The sequence below is a fragment of the Phenylobacterium sp. genome, assembly GCF_019636135.1.
Lineage (GTDB): Bacteria > Pseudomonadota > Alphaproteobacteria > Caulobacterales > Caulobacteraceae > Phenylobacterium.
In genome coordinates this window covers 1-14,369 of record NZ_JAHBYD010000043.1, presented here as the reverse complement: position 1 = coordinate 14,369, position 14,369 = coordinate 1, and the positions used below count along the sequence as shown (strand labels likewise).

11 protein-coding genes and 1 pseudogene are annotated in these 14,369 nt (G+C 69.4%); 4 read left to right on the top strand and 8 right to left on the bottom strand.

The features are described from left to right. Positions 1 to 154 precede the first annotated feature (154 nt). From ctaD to KF737_RS21140, 3 genes are all read right to left on the bottom strand, one after another. Positions 155 to 1,831: a cytochrome c oxidase subunit I gene (gene ctaD, locus KF737_RS21150; RefSeq protein WP_296460079.1), complete on the bottom strand. Its 1,677-nt coding sequence runs from the start codon at positions 1,829 to 1,831 to the stop codon at positions 155 to 157. 19 nt (positions 1,832 to 1,850) lie between these two features. Continuing rightward, positions 1,851 to 2,807, bottom strand: a complete 957-nt coding sequence (gene coxB, locus KF737_RS21145) for a cytochrome c oxidase subunit II (RefSeq protein WP_296460076.1) — start codon at positions 2,805 to 2,807, stop codon at positions 1,851 to 1,853. A gap of 441 nt (positions 2,808 to 3,248) precedes the next feature. Continuing rightward, on the bottom strand, positions 3,249 to 3,770 hold the full coding sequence (locus KF737_RS21140) for a DUF1993 family protein (protein ID WP_296460074.1): 522 nt from the start codon (positions 3,768 to 3,770) through the stop codon (positions 3,249 to 3,251). A gap of 251 nt (positions 3,771 to 4,021) precedes the next feature. Here KF737_RS21140 and tldD point away from each other — a divergent pair, with 251 nt between their 5' ends. Further along, the gene (gene tldD / locus KF737_RS21135; protein WP_296460072.1) at positions 4,022 to 5,452 is read left to right on the top strand and encodes a metalloprotease TldD; all 1,431 of its coding nucleotides are present in this window, start codon (positions 4,022 to 4,024) and stop codon (positions 5,450 to 5,452) included. A 337-nt stretch (positions 5,453 to 5,789) separates the two neighbouring features. Further along, the gene (locus KF737_RS21130; protein ID WP_296460069.1) at positions 5,790 to 7,814 is read left to right on the top strand and encodes a TonB-dependent siderophore receptor; all 2,025 of its coding nucleotides are present in this window, start codon (positions 5,790 to 5,792) and stop codon (positions 7,812 to 7,814) included. A gap of 86 nt (positions 7,815 to 7,900) precedes the next feature. On the opposite strand, the gene KF737_RS21125 is transcribed toward KF737_RS21130, so the two are convergent. Continuing rightward, positions 7,901 to 9,706, bottom strand: a complete 1,806-nt coding sequence (locus KF737_RS21125; RefSeq protein ID WP_296460066.1) for a peptide MFS transporter — start codon at positions 9,704 to 9,706, stop codon at positions 7,901 to 7,903. Between the two features lie 196 nt (positions 9,707 to 9,902). Here KF737_RS21125 and KF737_RS21120 point away from each other — a divergent pair, with 196 nt between their 5' ends. Further along, the gene (locus KF737_RS21120; RefSeq protein ID WP_296460064.1) at positions 9,903 to 10,406 is read left to right on the top strand and encodes a DUF427 domain-containing protein; all 504 of its coding nucleotides are present in this window, start codon (positions 9,903 to 9,905) and stop codon (positions 10,404 to 10,406) included. Between the two features lie 16 nt (positions 10,407 to 10,422). Here the strand turns inward: KF737_RS21120 and KF737_RS21115 are convergent, their stop codons facing one another. The 4 genes from KF737_RS21115 to KF737_RS21100 form a co-directional block, all read right to left on the bottom strand. Further along, a complete protein-coding gene (locus KF737_RS21115; RefSeq protein ID WP_296460060.1) occupies positions 10,423 to 10,896 on the bottom strand; it encodes a DUF6790 family protein in 474 nt (157 codons plus the stop codon). Positions 10,897 to 10,906: 10 nt separating this feature from the next. Further along, on the bottom strand, positions 10,907 to 11,401 hold the full coding sequence (locus tag KF737_RS21110) for a hypothetical protein (RefSeq protein ID WP_296460057.1): 495 nt from the start codon (positions 11,399 to 11,401) through the stop codon (positions 10,907 to 10,909). Positions 11,402 to 11,533: 132 nt separating this feature from the next. Next, on the bottom strand, positions 11,534 to 12,889 hold the full coding sequence (locus tag KF737_RS21105; protein ID WP_296460054.1) for a glutamate--cysteine ligase: 1,356 nt from the start codon (positions 12,887 to 12,889) through the stop codon (positions 11,534 to 11,536). 226 nt (positions 12,890 to 13,115) lie between these two features. Then, positions 13,116 to 13,829 (bottom strand): 16S rRNA (uracil(1498)-N(3))-methyltransferase, encoded by a 714-nt coding sequence (locus tag KF737_RS21100; protein ID WP_296460051.1) that lies wholly within the window; start codon positions 13,827 to 13,829, stop codon positions 13,116 to 13,118. Positions 13,830 to 13,864: 35 nt separating this feature from the next. Between KF737_RS21100 and KF737_RS21095 the strand changes: the two are divergent. Continuing rightward, positions 13,865 to 14,369 (top strand): annotated as a pseudogene (locus KF737_RS21095) (hypothetical protein); the annotation flags it as partial.

Here is a 14,369-nt window from a genome sequence, read left to right as displayed (position 1 = left end):
CAAGGATACACCTGAACGCGAGGTGGCGCTCTCTAGCGCAGATGGGGCGGCAGGCGAAGGCCGCGTGACGGGGCCGCGACGAAAAAGACGCCCCGGAACGACGAAGCCGGCCGCCTCGCGGGCGACCGGCTCCGGGTCTTGCGGTCCGACGGGCCTAGTGGTGCGCGTCGGGCTTGATGACCGGCAGTTCGTTGAACTGGTGGAACGGCGGCGGCGAGCTCAGCGTCCACTCCAGCGTCGTGGCGCCTTCGCCCCACGGGTTGGCCTCGGCCTTGCGGCGGCGGATGGCGGCCTCGGCCAGCACCAGCAGGAACACGCCCACGCCGACCAGGGTGATCAGGTAGCCGATCGACGAGACGTGGTTCCAGTAGGCGAAGCCGTCCGGATAGTCGACGTAGCGGCGCGGCATGCCCTGGAGGCCCAGGAAGTGCTGCGGGAAGAACACCAGGTTCACGCCCACGAACATGATCCAGAAGTGCGCGGCGCCGAGGAACTCGTTGTACTTCACGCCCCACATCTTCTCGAACCAGTAGTAGAAGCCCGCGAAGATCGCGAACACGGCGCCGAGCGACAGCACGTAGTGGAAGTGGGCCACCACGTAGTAGGTGTCGTGCAGGCTGTAGTCGATGCCGGCGTTGGCCAGCACCACGCCCGTGACGCCGCCCACGGTGAACAGGAAGATGAAGCCGATCGCCCAGAGCATGGGCGTCTTGAAGTCGATGGAGCCGCCCCACATCGTGGCGATCCAACTGAACACCTTCACCCCCGTCGGCACGGCGATGACCATGGTGGCGGCCACGAAGTAGGCGCGCAGCTCGATGCCCATGCCGACCGTGTACATGTGGTGCGCCCACACGACGAAGCCGATGAAGCCGATGGCGACCATCGCGTAGGCCATCGCCAGGTAGCCGAAGACCGGCTTGCGGCTGAAGGTCGAGACGATGTGCGAGATCATGCCGAACCCGGGCAGGATCAGGATGTACACTTCCGGGTGCCCGAAGAACCAGAACAGGTGCTGGAACATCACCGGGTCGCCGCCGCCCTGGGCGTCGAAGAAGTGGGTGTGGAAGTTGCGGTCGGTCAGCAGCATGGTGATCGCGCCGGCCAGCACGGGCAGCGAGAGCAGCAGCAGGAAGACCGTCACCAGGATCGACCACACGAACAGCGGCATCCGGTGCAGCGTCATGCCCGGCGCGCGCATGTTGAAGATCGTGGTGATGAAGTTGATCGCGCCCAGGATCGAGCTGGCGCCCGCGAGGTGGAGCGACAGGATCGCCAGGTCCATCGACGGGCCGGTGTGGCCCGAGGTGGAGAGCGGCGGATAGACCGTCCAGCCGCCGCCGAAGCCGTGGCCCGGGCCGCCGTCGACGAACATCGAGGTGAGCAGCAGCACCCACGAGGCGACCAGCAGCCAGAACGAGATGTTGTTCATGCGCGGGAAGGCCATGTCGGGCGCGCCGATCATCAGCGGCACGAACCAGTTCCCGAACCCGCCGATCATGGCCGGCATGACCATGAAGAAGATCATGACCAGCGCGTGGCCCGTGACGACCACGTTGTAGCCGTGCTTCGAGGCCTCGATGATGCTGTGCCCGCCGATCTTCAGTTGCGAGAGCCACGACCCCTCACGGAAGATCTGGATGCCCGGCTCGGCCAGTTCCCAGCGGATCAGGCCCGACAGGGCGCCGCCCACGATCCCCGCCATGATGGCGAACAGGATGTAGAGCGTCCCGATGTCCTTGTGGTTCGTCGAGAAGAACCACCGCGTGAAGAACCCCGGCTTGTGGTCGTGGTCGTCGTGGTGGTCGTGAGCGGCGGCTTGTGTGGCCATCTTACGCGGATCCTGAAGCTTATTTCGCAGCCGGCGCCTTGGGCGCCTGCGGTTCGGGGGTCGCGGCCGGCGCGGCGACCGGAGTCGCCGGAGCGGCGGCGGCGGCCGGCGCGGCGGCGTCCGGCGCGGCCGGGGCCGCAGCAACCGGCGCGGCGCCGGCGGCCGAGCCGCCCTTCTTGGCGACCCAGGCGTCGAAATCGGCCTGGCTGACCACGCGGACCTCGATCGGCATGAACGCGTGGTCCACGCCGCACAGCTCGCGGCAGTTGCCGTAGTAGGTGCCGATGCGGTCGGCCTTGAACCAGGTCTCGTTCAGGCGGCCGGGGACGGCGTCGGTGATGATCCCGAAGGACGGCACGGCGAAGGCGTGGATCACGTCGGCGCCGGTCACCTGGACCCGCACCACCTTGTTCACCGGCACCACCAGCGGCTCGGTCACCGCCAGCTTGTAGGGCTCGCCCGTCGCCTTGGCCTGGTCTTCCGGCAGCACGTTCGAGACGAACTCGGAGATCTTCTGGTCGGGGTACTCATAGCCCCAGTACCACTGGTAGCCGGTCGCCTTGATCGTCAGGTCCGGCTTCGGCATGTCGTTGTAGGCGAACAGCAACCGGAACGAGAAGATCGCGATCACCATCAGGATCAGCACCGGGATCAACGTCCAGGCGACCTCGAGGGTGGTGTTGTGGCTGAACCGCGCCGGCGTCGGGTTGGCGCGCTTGTTGAAGCGGACCACCACGATGATCAGCAGCAGCAGCACGAACAGCGTGATGATCGTGATGACGGGCATCAGGATCACGTTGTGGAACCAGATGGCGTCCTCGCGCAGCGGGGTCACGCCCGGCTGCAGGTCGATCGCCCCGTCCGTCGGCTGGCCGAACTTGTCGGCGGCCATCGCCGCCGCACCCCAGAACGCCGCCGCCATGCCCGCGAGGGCGCCCGCCGCCCGCGTCCGCAATCCCTGAAAGCTCGACTTCATGTCCCCTCGGTCTGCTTGAAACCGTCGACGCCCCGCGAGGCACGGGCGAAACTGCCGCCGGCTCCCCAAGAACAGGACGCGCGGACGCGCCTTCGCGACGCCCGTTTGGCCCCTTCGCGGGGGTCCATACGCGCATCCCAGAGGCTTGCCAAGGCGTTCGGAGCGCCTGAGGGGGCACGGAGCGCCGACCCCTGTTCGACGAAGGCCCGATCGATGCCCTCGGGCCCTGGCGAAGGGGCCGCGATCCGCGGGGAATCCGGGCGGCGGACCGACCTCGCCCGGCGCGGGTCGAGAGCATGGCTCCCGACGGCGGAGGGCCGTGGAGCAGGCTTCGTTCGCAAGGGCGGGACCGAATCGGTCGGCCGGCAGCCGGCGAGGAAGATCCCGAGGGTCCGGCCTTCCCGCGACATGACGACGTGGCCGCGCCGGCTGGCTGGCGCGCTAGAACGTCACCGCCTGGGCGCCGTTCAGGAAGTCCATCTTGCCGAGCGGCACGCCGCGGGCCCGCAGCAGGCCGTACGCCATGGTCACGTGGAACATGAAGTTCGGCAGGGAGAACAGCGCCAGGAAATCGCGGCCCGAGAAGCTGAGCGTGCGGCCGGGCAGCGGGATCTCGATGGTGGCGTCCTCGCGGCCGTCGAGCTGTTCGCGCTTCACGCCCTCGACGAAGGCGATGGTCCTGGCGACGCGCGCCTTGACGTCGGCCCAGGAGGTCTCGGTGTCCGGGAAGCTCGGCGGCGTCACGCCCGCCAGGCGCGCCGCGCCGCCCTTGGCGGCGTCGCTGGCCAGTTGCACCTGGTTGGTCAGCGGATGCATGTCGGGCGCGAGCCGCGAGTCCAGGTAGCTCTCCGGATCGACGCCCGCGGCCTTCGCATGCGCCTCGGCCTTCTCGAGGATGGCCGCCAGGTTCTTCAGCATGTGCAGGTAGACCGGGATCGAGGCGTCGAACAGGGAATAGGCCATGCGGGGCGGCTCCAACGGGTGTTTGAGCGGCTGACATAGGGGCCGGCTTCCGCGGCCGCCAGCCCGCGAACCTCCCCCATCGCGATGGGGGGGCCGCGAAGCGGTGGAGGGGGCGCTGCTCGTGGCAAGGCGGATCGATCGGCCCCGGCACGGCCCCGACGCCCCTCCACCACGTCGTGGTCCCCCGCTTCGCAGGGGAGGTTCGTTGGTCACGCTGGCTTCGAGGCTCCGCGGCGCCTATCTTGCCCGCCATGAACGCGCCCGTCCCCGCTCCCTCGATCCTCGACTCCGTCGGCGTCGATCCCGCCCGCGCCCGGGACATCCTCGGCGATGCGCTGGCCGGGGCCGACGACGGCGAGCTGTTCGTCGAGCGGTCCGAGAGCGAGAGCTTCCTGTTCGACGACGGGCGGCTGAAGTCCGCCGCCTACGACTCCACCGAGGGCTTCGGCCTCCGCGTCGTGGCGGGCGAGACCGCCGGCTACGCCCACGCCTCCGAGATCAGCGAGGCCGCCATCCGCCGCGCGGCCGATTCGGCCAAGCTGGCCAAGCGCGGCTACGCCGGGACCGCGGCCGAGGCCCCGCGCGCCACCAACGCCAAGCTCTACGGCGAGGACAATCCGCTGGCCTCGCCGGAGTTCTCGGACAAGGTCGCCCTGCTGCAGGAGATCGACGCCTGGGCCCGCGCCCGCGACCCGCGCATCGTGCAGGTGATGGCCTCCATCGCCGGCGAGCGCCGCACCGTGGAGATCCTGCGCGCCGACGGCCGGCTGATCCGCGACGTGCGCCCGCTGTGCCGCATCAACGTGCAGGTGACCGTCGAGAAGGACGGCCGTCGCGAGCAGGGCTACACCGGCGCCGGCGGCCGCGCCGGGTTCGAGGCCTGGATCAGCCCCGACAAGTGGCAGGCCCAGATCGACGAGGCCCTGCGCCAGGCGCTCACCAACCTCGACGCCGTCCCCTGCCCGGCCGGCGAGATGGACGTGGTGCTGGGCCCCGGCTGGAACGGCGTGCTGCTGCACGAGGCCGTCGGCCACGGCCTGGAGGGCGACTTCAACCGCAAGGGCACCTCGGCCTTCTCGGGCAAGATCGGCGAGCGGGTGGCCGCGCCCGGCGTCACCGTCTTCGACGACGGCACGATCCTGAACCGCCGCGGCTCGCTCACCGTCGACGACGAGGGCACGCCCACCGAGCGCACCGTGCTGATCGAGGACGGCATCCTGGTCGGCTACATGCACGACCGCATGAGCGCGCGGCTGATGGGCATGAGCCCCACGGGCAACGCGAGGAGGCAGTCCTACGCCCACATGCCCATGCCGCGGATGACCAACACCGCCATGCTGGCCGGCGACCACACCCAGGCCGACATGATCGCCTCGACCAAGAAGGGCCTCTACTGCGCCAACTTCGGCGGCGGCCAGGTGGACATCACCAGCGGCAAGTTCGTCTTCCAATGCACCGAGGCCTACCTGATCGAGGACGGCAGGATCGGCGTGCCGGTGAAAGGCGCCACCCTGATCGGCGACGGCCCCTCGGCGCTGACCCGCGTCACCATGATCGGCGACGACTTCGACTTCGACCCCGGCGTCGGCGTCTGCGGCAAGTCGGGCCAGAGCGTCCCGGTGGGCGTGGGCCAGCCCTCGCTGAAGATCACCGGCCTCACCGTCGGCGGCACGGCGGTATGAAGCGCACGGCTCCTCCCCATCGGGGCAGGGCCATCGCCTATGGATTGTGGGCGGACCGACCGCCCGACTCATGAACCGCGGAGATCGCGGAGACACGCAGAGGGATCGTGGGTCCACCGGAAGCCTCCGCGTATCTCCGCGACCTCCGCGGTTTGACCAGCGCCGGAGGGGGTCCGCTCCAATCGTGGAGGAAGCCCCCTCACCGGCCGGGCAGCCGATGTCGCTGCTGACCGGCGGGCGGACCGGCAAACATTTCCGCGATTTAATCCACCTTACGGGCATTTAACTCGCGCCGGACGGCGGCGCAGGGCCAGTTTCCGCGCCAAGGGAGAGTTCCATGCTTCTGTACGTCCTCGCGCAGGCGGCGGTCGCTGCTGCGCCGGCGCCGGCGTCTGCCCCGCAGCAGGGGGTGATCAGCTACCCGCCGTCGTTCTTCGAGTCGTTCCAGCCGGCGAACGTGTCCGACATGCTGTCGCGGGTGCCCGGCTTCACGCTCGACTCCGGCGACCAGGTGCGCGGCTACGAGGGCTCGGCCGGCAACGTGCTCATCGACGGCGAGCGGCCCGCCACCAAGTCGGAAGACCTCGACCAGGTGCTGCGCCGCATCCCGGCCAGCCGCGTCGAGCGCATCGACCTGATCCGCGGCGGCGCCCCCGGCATCGACATGCAGGGCAAGAGCGTGATCGTGAACGTCGTCCGCAAGGCCGGCGGCGGCTTCCGCGGCGTGGCGGCCGTGGCCATGAACAACAGTTGGGACGGCCGCCACGTGCCCAGCATCCGCCTCGAAGGCTCGGGCGACGACGGCCCGCGCCGCTGGGAGCTGGGCCTGCTGGTGGGCGGGTATGTCGACGACGGCTACGGCAAGGGCGACGGCCTGCGCGTCACGCCGAACGGCGCCGGCCCGCCGACCGTCATCCCGATCGACGTCGACCCGGAGGGCGACGGCCTGAACGGCCAGCTCACGGGCGTCTACGAGACCCCCCTGCTGGGCGGCAAGGTCCGCCTGAACGGCCGCCTCTTCAGCGAGAAGTACAAGGCCGAGGACAACAGCCTGCTGCGCATCGTCCCGCCGGCCGTCGAGCGGAACACCGACATCATCCGCACCGACGACACCGAGATCGGCGGCACCTTCACGCGCAGGCTCGGCCCGAAGACGGCGCTGGAGGTCGTGGGCCTGCGCCAGACGCGCGACCAGGCGATCGATTCCGACTTCGACGACGGTGTCGCCAGCAATTTCGCCCTGCGCCGCGAGTCCAGCGAGACCATCGGCCGCTCGGTCCTGAAGCACCGCCCCAGCGACCGCCTCTCGTTCGAGGGCGGCGGCGAGATCGCGATCAACGAGCTGGACAGCGTGACCAGCCTGTTCGTCAACGCCGCGCCCATCAACCTGCCCGCCGCCGACGTACGGGTGAAGGAAGAGCGCATCGAGGCCTTCGCCAAGGCCGTCTGGCGGCCGACCGACGCGTGGACCTTCGACGGCTCGGTCCGCTACGAGCGCTCGCACATCTCGTCGGCCGGCGACGTCGTGCTGGGCAAGACGCTGCAGTACGTCAAGCCCCGCCTCTTCGTGACCTGGGCGCCCGGGGCGACCACGCAGGTGCGCTTCCGCGCCGAGCGCGAGGTGGGCCAGCTCGACTTCGACGACTTCGTCGCCAAGGCCGACTTCGCCTCGGGCTCGGGCGTCAACGCCGGCAACCCCGATCTCGACCCCGAGCAGGCCTGGGTCGGCGAGGCCGCGATCGAGCAGCGATTCTGGGCCTCCGGCTCCGTCACGCTGACCTTCCGCCACTCCGAGATCCAGGACGTGGTCGACCGCGGCCCGGTCTTCGCGCCCAACGGCGGCGTCTTCGACCGTCCCGAGAACATCGGCGACGGGACCAAGGACGAACTGGGCGTGCAATTCAGCATCCCGTTGCAGCGCGTGGGCGTCACCGGCGGCCTGCTGAAGGGCGAGGTGACCCGGCGCTGGTCCAGCGTCACCGACCCCACCACCGGCCGCAAGCGCGGGATCTCCAACCTGCGCCCCGTGGAGTGGGAAGCGACCTACACCCAGGACGTCCCGGCCTGGAAGCTCACCTACGGCGTCGACGCCTTCGGCGGCTTCGAGGAGACCGCCTACAGCTTCAACCGCATCCGCTACCGCAAGCTCCACACCTTCGTGCGGCCGTTCATCGAGTATCGCCCGCGGCCGGACTGGAACCTGCGCCTGGAAATCCCGAACGCCACGGCGCGGAACCTGAAGATCACCGTCCTGAACTATCCCGGCCCGCGCAACGCCGGCGGCGCGCCGTCGCTGGAGGACCGCGAGTACCACCCCGGCCGGATGATCTACGTCCGCATCCGCAAGACCCTCGGGGGATGACCCCGGCGGCGCCTTCCTTCGGATGAAGACGTCCTGCTGGCCAGCCCCCCTCCTCGATGGAGAAGGAAGGCCGAGGGTCGCTGCGCCTACACCCGGCTGGTGGTCGGCTGCTCGCCGTCCACCGTGGGCGCGATGACCGCCGGTTCCTGCGGCTGGTCCACGCCGTGGGCCCAGTGCTTGATCACGAAGCTGAGCGCGACGAACACCACGCCGCAGCCGACGCCCGTCCAGCCCAGCTTGTTGAAGCCGTCCAGCGAGGTGGCCAGCGCCGCGGCCGGGTCGAGCACCTGGCCGCCGACCGTCTCGGTCCCCATCAGGCCCGCGATCCGCCCGCCCACGAACTGGGCGATGGACGAGGCCAGGAACCAGACCGCCATCATGAACGAGACCACCTTCACCACGCTGAGCTTGGTGATCTGCGACAGGCCCACCGGCGACAGGAACAGCTCGCCCGTCGTGTGCAGCAGGTAGAGCAGGCCCAGCATGTAGAGCGGCATCTTGTATTCGACCGCCAGCCCCTGGGTCCAGACCACCACCAGGAAGCCCAGGCCCACCTGCAGCAGGCCCAGGCCGAAGGTCAGCGTCGGGTTCGGGTTGCGGCCGCGCTTGCCGAGCCAGGCCCACATCGCCGCGAAGACCGGGGCGAAGATCAGGATGAAGCCGGCGTTGAACGACTGGGTCTGCGCCGCGGTGATCCCCATCAGGTCCACGCTGTTGGCGGCGAAGAGGTTGAGCGACGTGCCCGCCTGCTCGAACAGGGTGAAGAACACCACCGAGCCGAACACCAGCACCAGGGCCAGCATCATCCGCTCACGCTCGACCTTGTCGCACTGGCTGACCATGAACCAGACGATGAAGGCGAGGGACGCGAGGATCGAGGCCGACAAGGCCCAGCCGACCAGATCGTTGCTCTGCACGAGGAACCACACCGGGATCACGCCCAGGATGCCGCCAAGGTAGATCAGCCCTTCGCGGGTGAGCGGCCCGGCGACCTTGGCCGCCAGCAGCTCGGGATCGGGCGGCTCGCCCTTGCCCTCCAGGTGCTTCTTGCCCAGCACGAAGACGACGAAGCCCGCGGCCATGCCCACGCCGGCGAGGCCGAAGCCCGCCCACCATCCCAGCGTCTGGCCCAGGTAGCCGCAGAGCACCGCGGCCCAGAAGGCGCCGAGGTTGATGCCGTAGTAGTAGAGCGTGAAGCCCGAATCCCGTCGGGGGTCCCCTTGCGGATAGAGCTGGCCCACGATGGTGGAGATGTTCGGCTTCAGGAAGCCGACGCCCATGATGATCAGCGAGACCGCCAGGTAGAAGGCGTTCTTCCCGAAGGCGTCGACGTCCTTCTTCAGCTCGTACGAGCCCTTCGGCAGGGCGGCCGGAAGCGGCGCATTGGCCGGCAGGTTCTTGATCTCGAACGCGCCCTCGGGGCTGGCGCCGAAGTCGTAGGGCTGGCCGGCGACCACGATCTTGGCGGTCCGCGCCTCCATCCGCCCTTCGATGGCGATGGGATAGGTCTGGCCTGCATAGGTCAGGGTCTGGGTCGCGGGGCGGCCCTCGACGGCCATGGTCAGGTGACCCGCGACCAGCAGCAGGGCGCCGAACGCGACGGCCTTGCGCGTGCCCAGCCAGCGGTCGGCCAGAAGGCCGCCCAGCAGCGGCAGCAGGTACACGAGGCTGGTGTACGACCCGTACTGGTTGCTCGCGTCGCCCTGGTCGAACAGTAGGTGCTGGGTAAGGTAGAAGATCAGGATCCCGCGCATCCCGTAGTAGGAGAACCGCTCCCACATCTCGGCGAAGAACAGGATGAGCAGGCCGCGCGGATGGTTGCGCAGCATCTGCATGAGGACGGGCAGCCCGGTGACGAGGGTCACCACGACGCCGAGGACAATGATCAACATTTTGCGGGGCTTCCGATTTTCCCTGATCGCAGGCGGGCGGACGCTCCATCCCCCAGCGGACAATTGGGCGCGAGGAAATCACGCGTCCGCCACACGCACAAGCAACCGCCTGCCCTGGCGCGGCGATCGCGCGGCGGCCATATGCTCAGGCAGCCCGATCCCGCTCCGCGCGTTGAACCTTCAGGAGGCGCCCGCCATGAAGATTCCCGGTCCCGACCATCCGATCCACATCCGCGCCGCCGACCAGCGCTGGCGCGCCAGGTTCCAGGGCCACGTGATCGCCGACAGCGCCGGCGCCCTGGTGCTCGAGGAAGGCGCCTATCCGCAGGTGATCTACTTCCCGCGCGAGGACGTCTCGATGGAGTACCTGTCGCGCACGACGCACAGCACGCACTGCCCCTACAAGGGCGACGCCAGCTACTACTCGATCCTGATGGACGGCCACCTCGAAGAGAACGCCGTCTGGACCTACGAGGGGCCGTACCCCGCGATGCAGGCCATCGACGGCTACCTCGCCTTCTATCCGGACAAGGTCGAGGTCTATGCGGTGGACGACGCGGCGGTGAACCCGCGCCACGTGGCCGCCAGCGAGAACGTCGACGAGATCGTCCAGCACACCGACGCCGGCGACGGCCACGCCCAGCGCGGGCAGTGGCCGCCCACGGAGGACACGCCAGGCCTGGAAGGCGGCGTGCGGTAGGCCGGCCGCGCCGGCCTCACGCGCGTCCGAATCTGAGCGTCCCGGCGACCACCACGGCCAGGACCAGCGCGGCCCCCAGGTCGCTGGTCATCGCCACGGTCTCGTTCAACGTGCGCTCCGCCGCGGTCACATGGCCGATCCCGGCCGCGAAGTAGAAGATCGCCGCGGCGATCGCGGTGGGCAGGACGAAGCTCGGCTGAGCCAGCGACAGGAGGCCGAGAAGGCCGATCGCCAGATTCCATGTCCCGAGTTCGCGCACGAGCACCAGCGCCTCGTCTCCCGGGATGTGGAAGATCTCCCGCGCCGTGAAGCCGGGTTGCAGGATCTGGCGCGCGCCGGCGATCGCCAGCCGCACCCCGACGCCCCAGAACACGAACCATCGCGCCACCAGGGCCAACCAGGGCGTGGCCGGATGCAGGGCGCGGTCCAGGCCGACCGAGACCGCCGGCCCGACCAGCATCGTCACCGCAACGACGATGATGTAGAGCATTTTCCGCGCCTCAGCCCTTCGGAATCGCCTGCGTCTGCGCCAGGCGCCAGCCGGTGTAGGCTTCCTCGTTGGTGACCTCGCGCACGCACCACTCCGGCACGTCGAACGACATGGCGGCCATGCGGTTGGTCGCCTCGCACTCGGCGGTGACCAGGCCGTCGTGCGGGCCCTCGAACATGTCGATCGTGAAGGCGCCCACCTTGTGCCGGCGCTTCACCACCCGCTTGCCCGGGAGCGTGTTCAGCACCCCGTACTCGTCCTCGGCCAGGTAGAGGTTGGTCATCGGGCCGATCAGCGGATTGTCGGGCGCGTACTTCTTGGCCAGCTTGAACTCCTGCTCGCCGCCCGGGAGCGTGATGCGCCGCAGCCGGAGGCGCCCGGCGTCGATGTACAGGTCCTCGATCAGGCGCGCGTCGGCGTCCTTGAGGGGCGGCAGGCGGCTCTCGTCCACAAGGAAGCGCCGCTCGGCGACCCAGTGCGCGTATTTCGGCAGCTTGACGGGCATCGCGGTCCTCGTGGGGGCAGGACGTCCAGCGACCCTCGCCAGACCCGACGCGCATCGTCAAGCCGTCAGCGGCCCGAAAGGGGTATGCCTCCGTGTCGAAAAGGTCCGCCGGCCTCGTTCTGGCGCCGTGCGTCAGTACGCGAAGTCGCCGAAGATGCGGCTGGCGTCGCCCTTCCAGGCGGTGTCGTAGAGCTCCAGTAGCCGCTCGGCGGGCGTCACGCCCGACTCGGCGATCTGCTCCAGCTCCGACAGGTAGTTGCTCTCGTCCACCAGGCCCGCCGAGAGGCGGTTGCGGTTCTTCAGGCCCGACCTGGCGATCGCCACCATGTCCCTGGCCACGTCCTGCACGGTGCGCCCGGCGATCTCGGCCTTCAGGCCGCGCCGCGCCACGTCGGCGCGCAGGCGTTCGTGGTCCTCGATCTTCCAGTCCTTGCAGAGGTCCCAGGCCGCGGCCAGCGCCGGGGCGTCGTAGAAGATGCCCATCCACAGCGCCGGCAGCGCGCAGAGCCGGCTCCACGGCCCGGCGTCGGCGCCGCGCATCTCCAGGTACTTCTTGAGCCGCACCTCGGGGAAGATCGTGGTGGTGTGGTCGGCCCAGTCCTTGAGCGTCGGCCGCTCGCCGGGCAGTTCGGCGAGCTTGCCGTCCATGAAGTCGATGAACGAGCGCCCGGCCAGGTCGATGTACCTGCCGTCGCGCTTGGCGAAGTACATCGGCACGTTCAGGGCATAGCGCGCGTAGCTCTCGAACCCGAAGCCGTCCTGGAACACGAAGTCCAGCATGCCCGTGCGGTCGGCGTCGGTGTCGGTCCACACGTTCGCGCGGGACGAGACGAAGCCCGACGGCTTGCCCTCGACGAACGGCGAGTTGGCGAAGAGCGCGGTGGCGATCGGCTGCAGGGCCAGGCTGGTGCGGAACTTCGCCACCATGTCGGCCTCGTCGGCGAAGTCGAGGTTCGCCTGCACCGTGCAGGTGCGGAACATCATGTCGAGGCCGAGCTTGCCGACCTTCGGCATGTACTCGCGCATGATCCTGTAGCGGCCCTTGGGCATCACCGGGATCTGGTCGCGGCGCCAGGTCGGCGTGAAGCCCAGCCCCAGGAAGCCCAGGCCCAGCTCGTCGGCGACCTGCTTCACCTCGCTGAGGTGCTGGCCGGTCTCCTCGCAGATGTCGTGGACGGTCTCCAGCGGCGCGCCCGACAGCTCGAACTGGCCGCCGGGCTCCAGGCTGACGTTGGCCATGCCGCGCTCCAGCGCGATGACGTTGTCGCCCTCCATCACCGGCGTCCAGCCGAAGCGGGTGAGGCCGTCCAGCAGCGCCTTGATGCCCCGCGGCTCGTAGGGGACCGGGCTGTTGTCGGCGAGGCGGAACACGAACTTCTCGTGCTCGGCGCCACATCGCCACTCGCTGGCGGGCTTTGCCCCGTCCGCCATCCAGCGGACCAGGTCTTCGAACACCAGGGGACGGTCGTCGCAGGCGGCCTCGGCCATCAATTTCCTCCAAGGCCCCAACGCCGTGGCGGCGGGCAGAGGTCCCGCGGCCGCGCATCTTTATGCCGTCCAGATAGGTGGGCGCAATTCCGCGAAGCTCAAGAGCGGCTCGAGCTGAGCTCCAGGCGTCCGGAAATCAGGGCGCCTTTCCCCTCTGAACGTCATGGCCGGGCCTGTCCCGGCCATGACGTACCAAAGGGAAGTTTGCGGCCTGAAGGGAAGTTCGTCAGCGCCAGTCGCCGACGGCCGCCTGCCACAGCGTGAGCGCGCTGATCGCGGCGGTGTCGGCGCGCAGGATCCGCGGCCCCAGCCCGGCCGGCGTCGCATAGGGAAGCGCCCGCAGCACCTCCCGCTCCTTCGGCGAGAACCCGCCTTCCGGCCCGATCAGGATCGCCCACGGGCCGCCCGCGTCGGCGGCCTGCAGCACGGGCTCCGCCTCGCCCGCCTCGTCGCAGAACAGCAGCCTGCGCCCCGCGTCCCACCCGGCCAGCATCCGCTCCAGCTTCACCGGCTGGGCGACCTGCGGCACGTCCAGCCGCCCCGTCTGCTCCGAGGCCTCGGTGGCGATCGCCTGCAGCCGGTCGACGCGCGTGTGGTCGGCGTTGGTCCGCTCGGTGATCACCGGCCGCACGCGCCGCGCGCCCAGTTCGGCGGCCTTCTCGACGATGGTCTCCAGCCGGGCCCGCTTCACCAGGGCGATCACGAGGTCGAGGTCCGGCCCCGTCGCTTGCGGCCGCATCTGCGCCTGGGCCTCAAGCGCCACCGCCCGCTTGCCGACGCTCGCCACCGACGCCCGCCACTCGCCGTCGCGGCCGTTGAACACCGCGAGTTCGTCGCCGACGCTGAGCCGCATCACCGCGGCCAGGTAGCGGCTCTGGCCCTCGTCCAGGTCGAGGCGCACGCCGGGCGAAAGATCGTGGGGGACGTGAAGGCGGACCATTGGCTCCTGATAGCAATCCCGCGCATTATCCGGCCATGGCCAAGGACAACGAAGACCTCGAAGACCTGCAGATCGCTCTGGTCCGCTACCAGCAGCACGCGATCGAGGCCGGCAGCCGCGACCTGGTGATCTTCGAGGGCCGCGACACCGCCGGCAAGGACGGCGCGATCAAGCGCATCGTCGAATATCTCTCCATCCGCGCCACCCGCGTGGTGGCGCTGCCCAAGCCCACCGAGCGCGAGCGCAGCGAATGGTACTTCCAGCGCTACGTCGCCCACCTGCCGGCGGCGGGCGAGCTCGTGATCCTGAACCGCTCCTGGTACAACCGCGCCGGCGTCGAGCGCGTCATGGGCTTCGCCAGCGTCGAGGACCAGGAGACCTTCCTGCGCGACGTGCCGGTCTTCGAGCGCATGCTGGTCGGCAGCGGCGTCCGCCTGGTGAAGCTCTGGCTCGACATCTCCCGCGGCGAGCAGCGCGAGCGCCTAGTGTCCTGGTTCATAAGTTCATTGGGCTGTTATCGGGGGCGTTGCGGACACAGAA

Coding starts and splice junctions, on each gene's coding strand:
- ctaD (WP_296460079.1), bottom strand. CDS start 1,831: ATGGCCACACAAGCCGCCGCTCACGACCACCACGACGACCACGACCAC.
- KF737_RS21125 (WP_296460066.1), bottom strand. CDS start 9,706: ATGTTGATCATTGTCCTCGGCGTCGTGGTGACCCTCGTCACCGGGCTG.
- KF737_RS21120 (WP_296460064.1), top strand. CDS start 9,903: ATGAAGATTCCCGGTCCCGACCATCCGATCCACATCCGCGCCGCCGAC.
- KF737_RS21110 (WP_296460057.1), bottom strand. CDS start 11,401: ATGCCCGTCAAGCTGCCGAAATACGCGCACTGGGTCGCCGAGCGGCGC.
- KF737_RS21105 (WP_296460054.1), bottom strand. CDS start 12,889: ATGGCCGAGGCCGCCTGCGACGACCGTCCCCTGGTGTTCGAAGACCTG.
- tldD (WP_296460072.1), top strand. CDS start 4,022: ATGAACGCGCCCGTCCCCGCTCCCTCGATCCTCGACTCCGTCGGCGTC.
- KF737_RS21130 (WP_296460069.1), top strand. CDS start 5,790: ATGCTTCTGTACGTCCTCGCGCAGGCGGCGGTCGCTGCTGCGCCGGCG.
- KF737_RS21115 (WP_296460060.1), bottom strand. CDS start 10,896: ATGCTCTACATCATCGTCGTTGCGGTGACGATGCTGGTCGGGCCGGCG.
- KF737_RS21140 (WP_296460074.1), bottom strand. CDS start 3,770: ATGGCCTATTCCCTGTTCGACGCCTCGATCCCGGTCTACCTGCACATG.
- KF737_RS21100 (WP_296460051.1), bottom strand. CDS start 13,829: ATGGTCCGCCTTCACGTCCCCCACGATCTTTCGCCCGGCGTGCGCCTC.
- coxB (WP_296460076.1), bottom strand. CDS start 2,807: ATGAAGTCGAGCTTTCAGGGATTGCGGACGCGGGCGGCGGGCGCCCTC.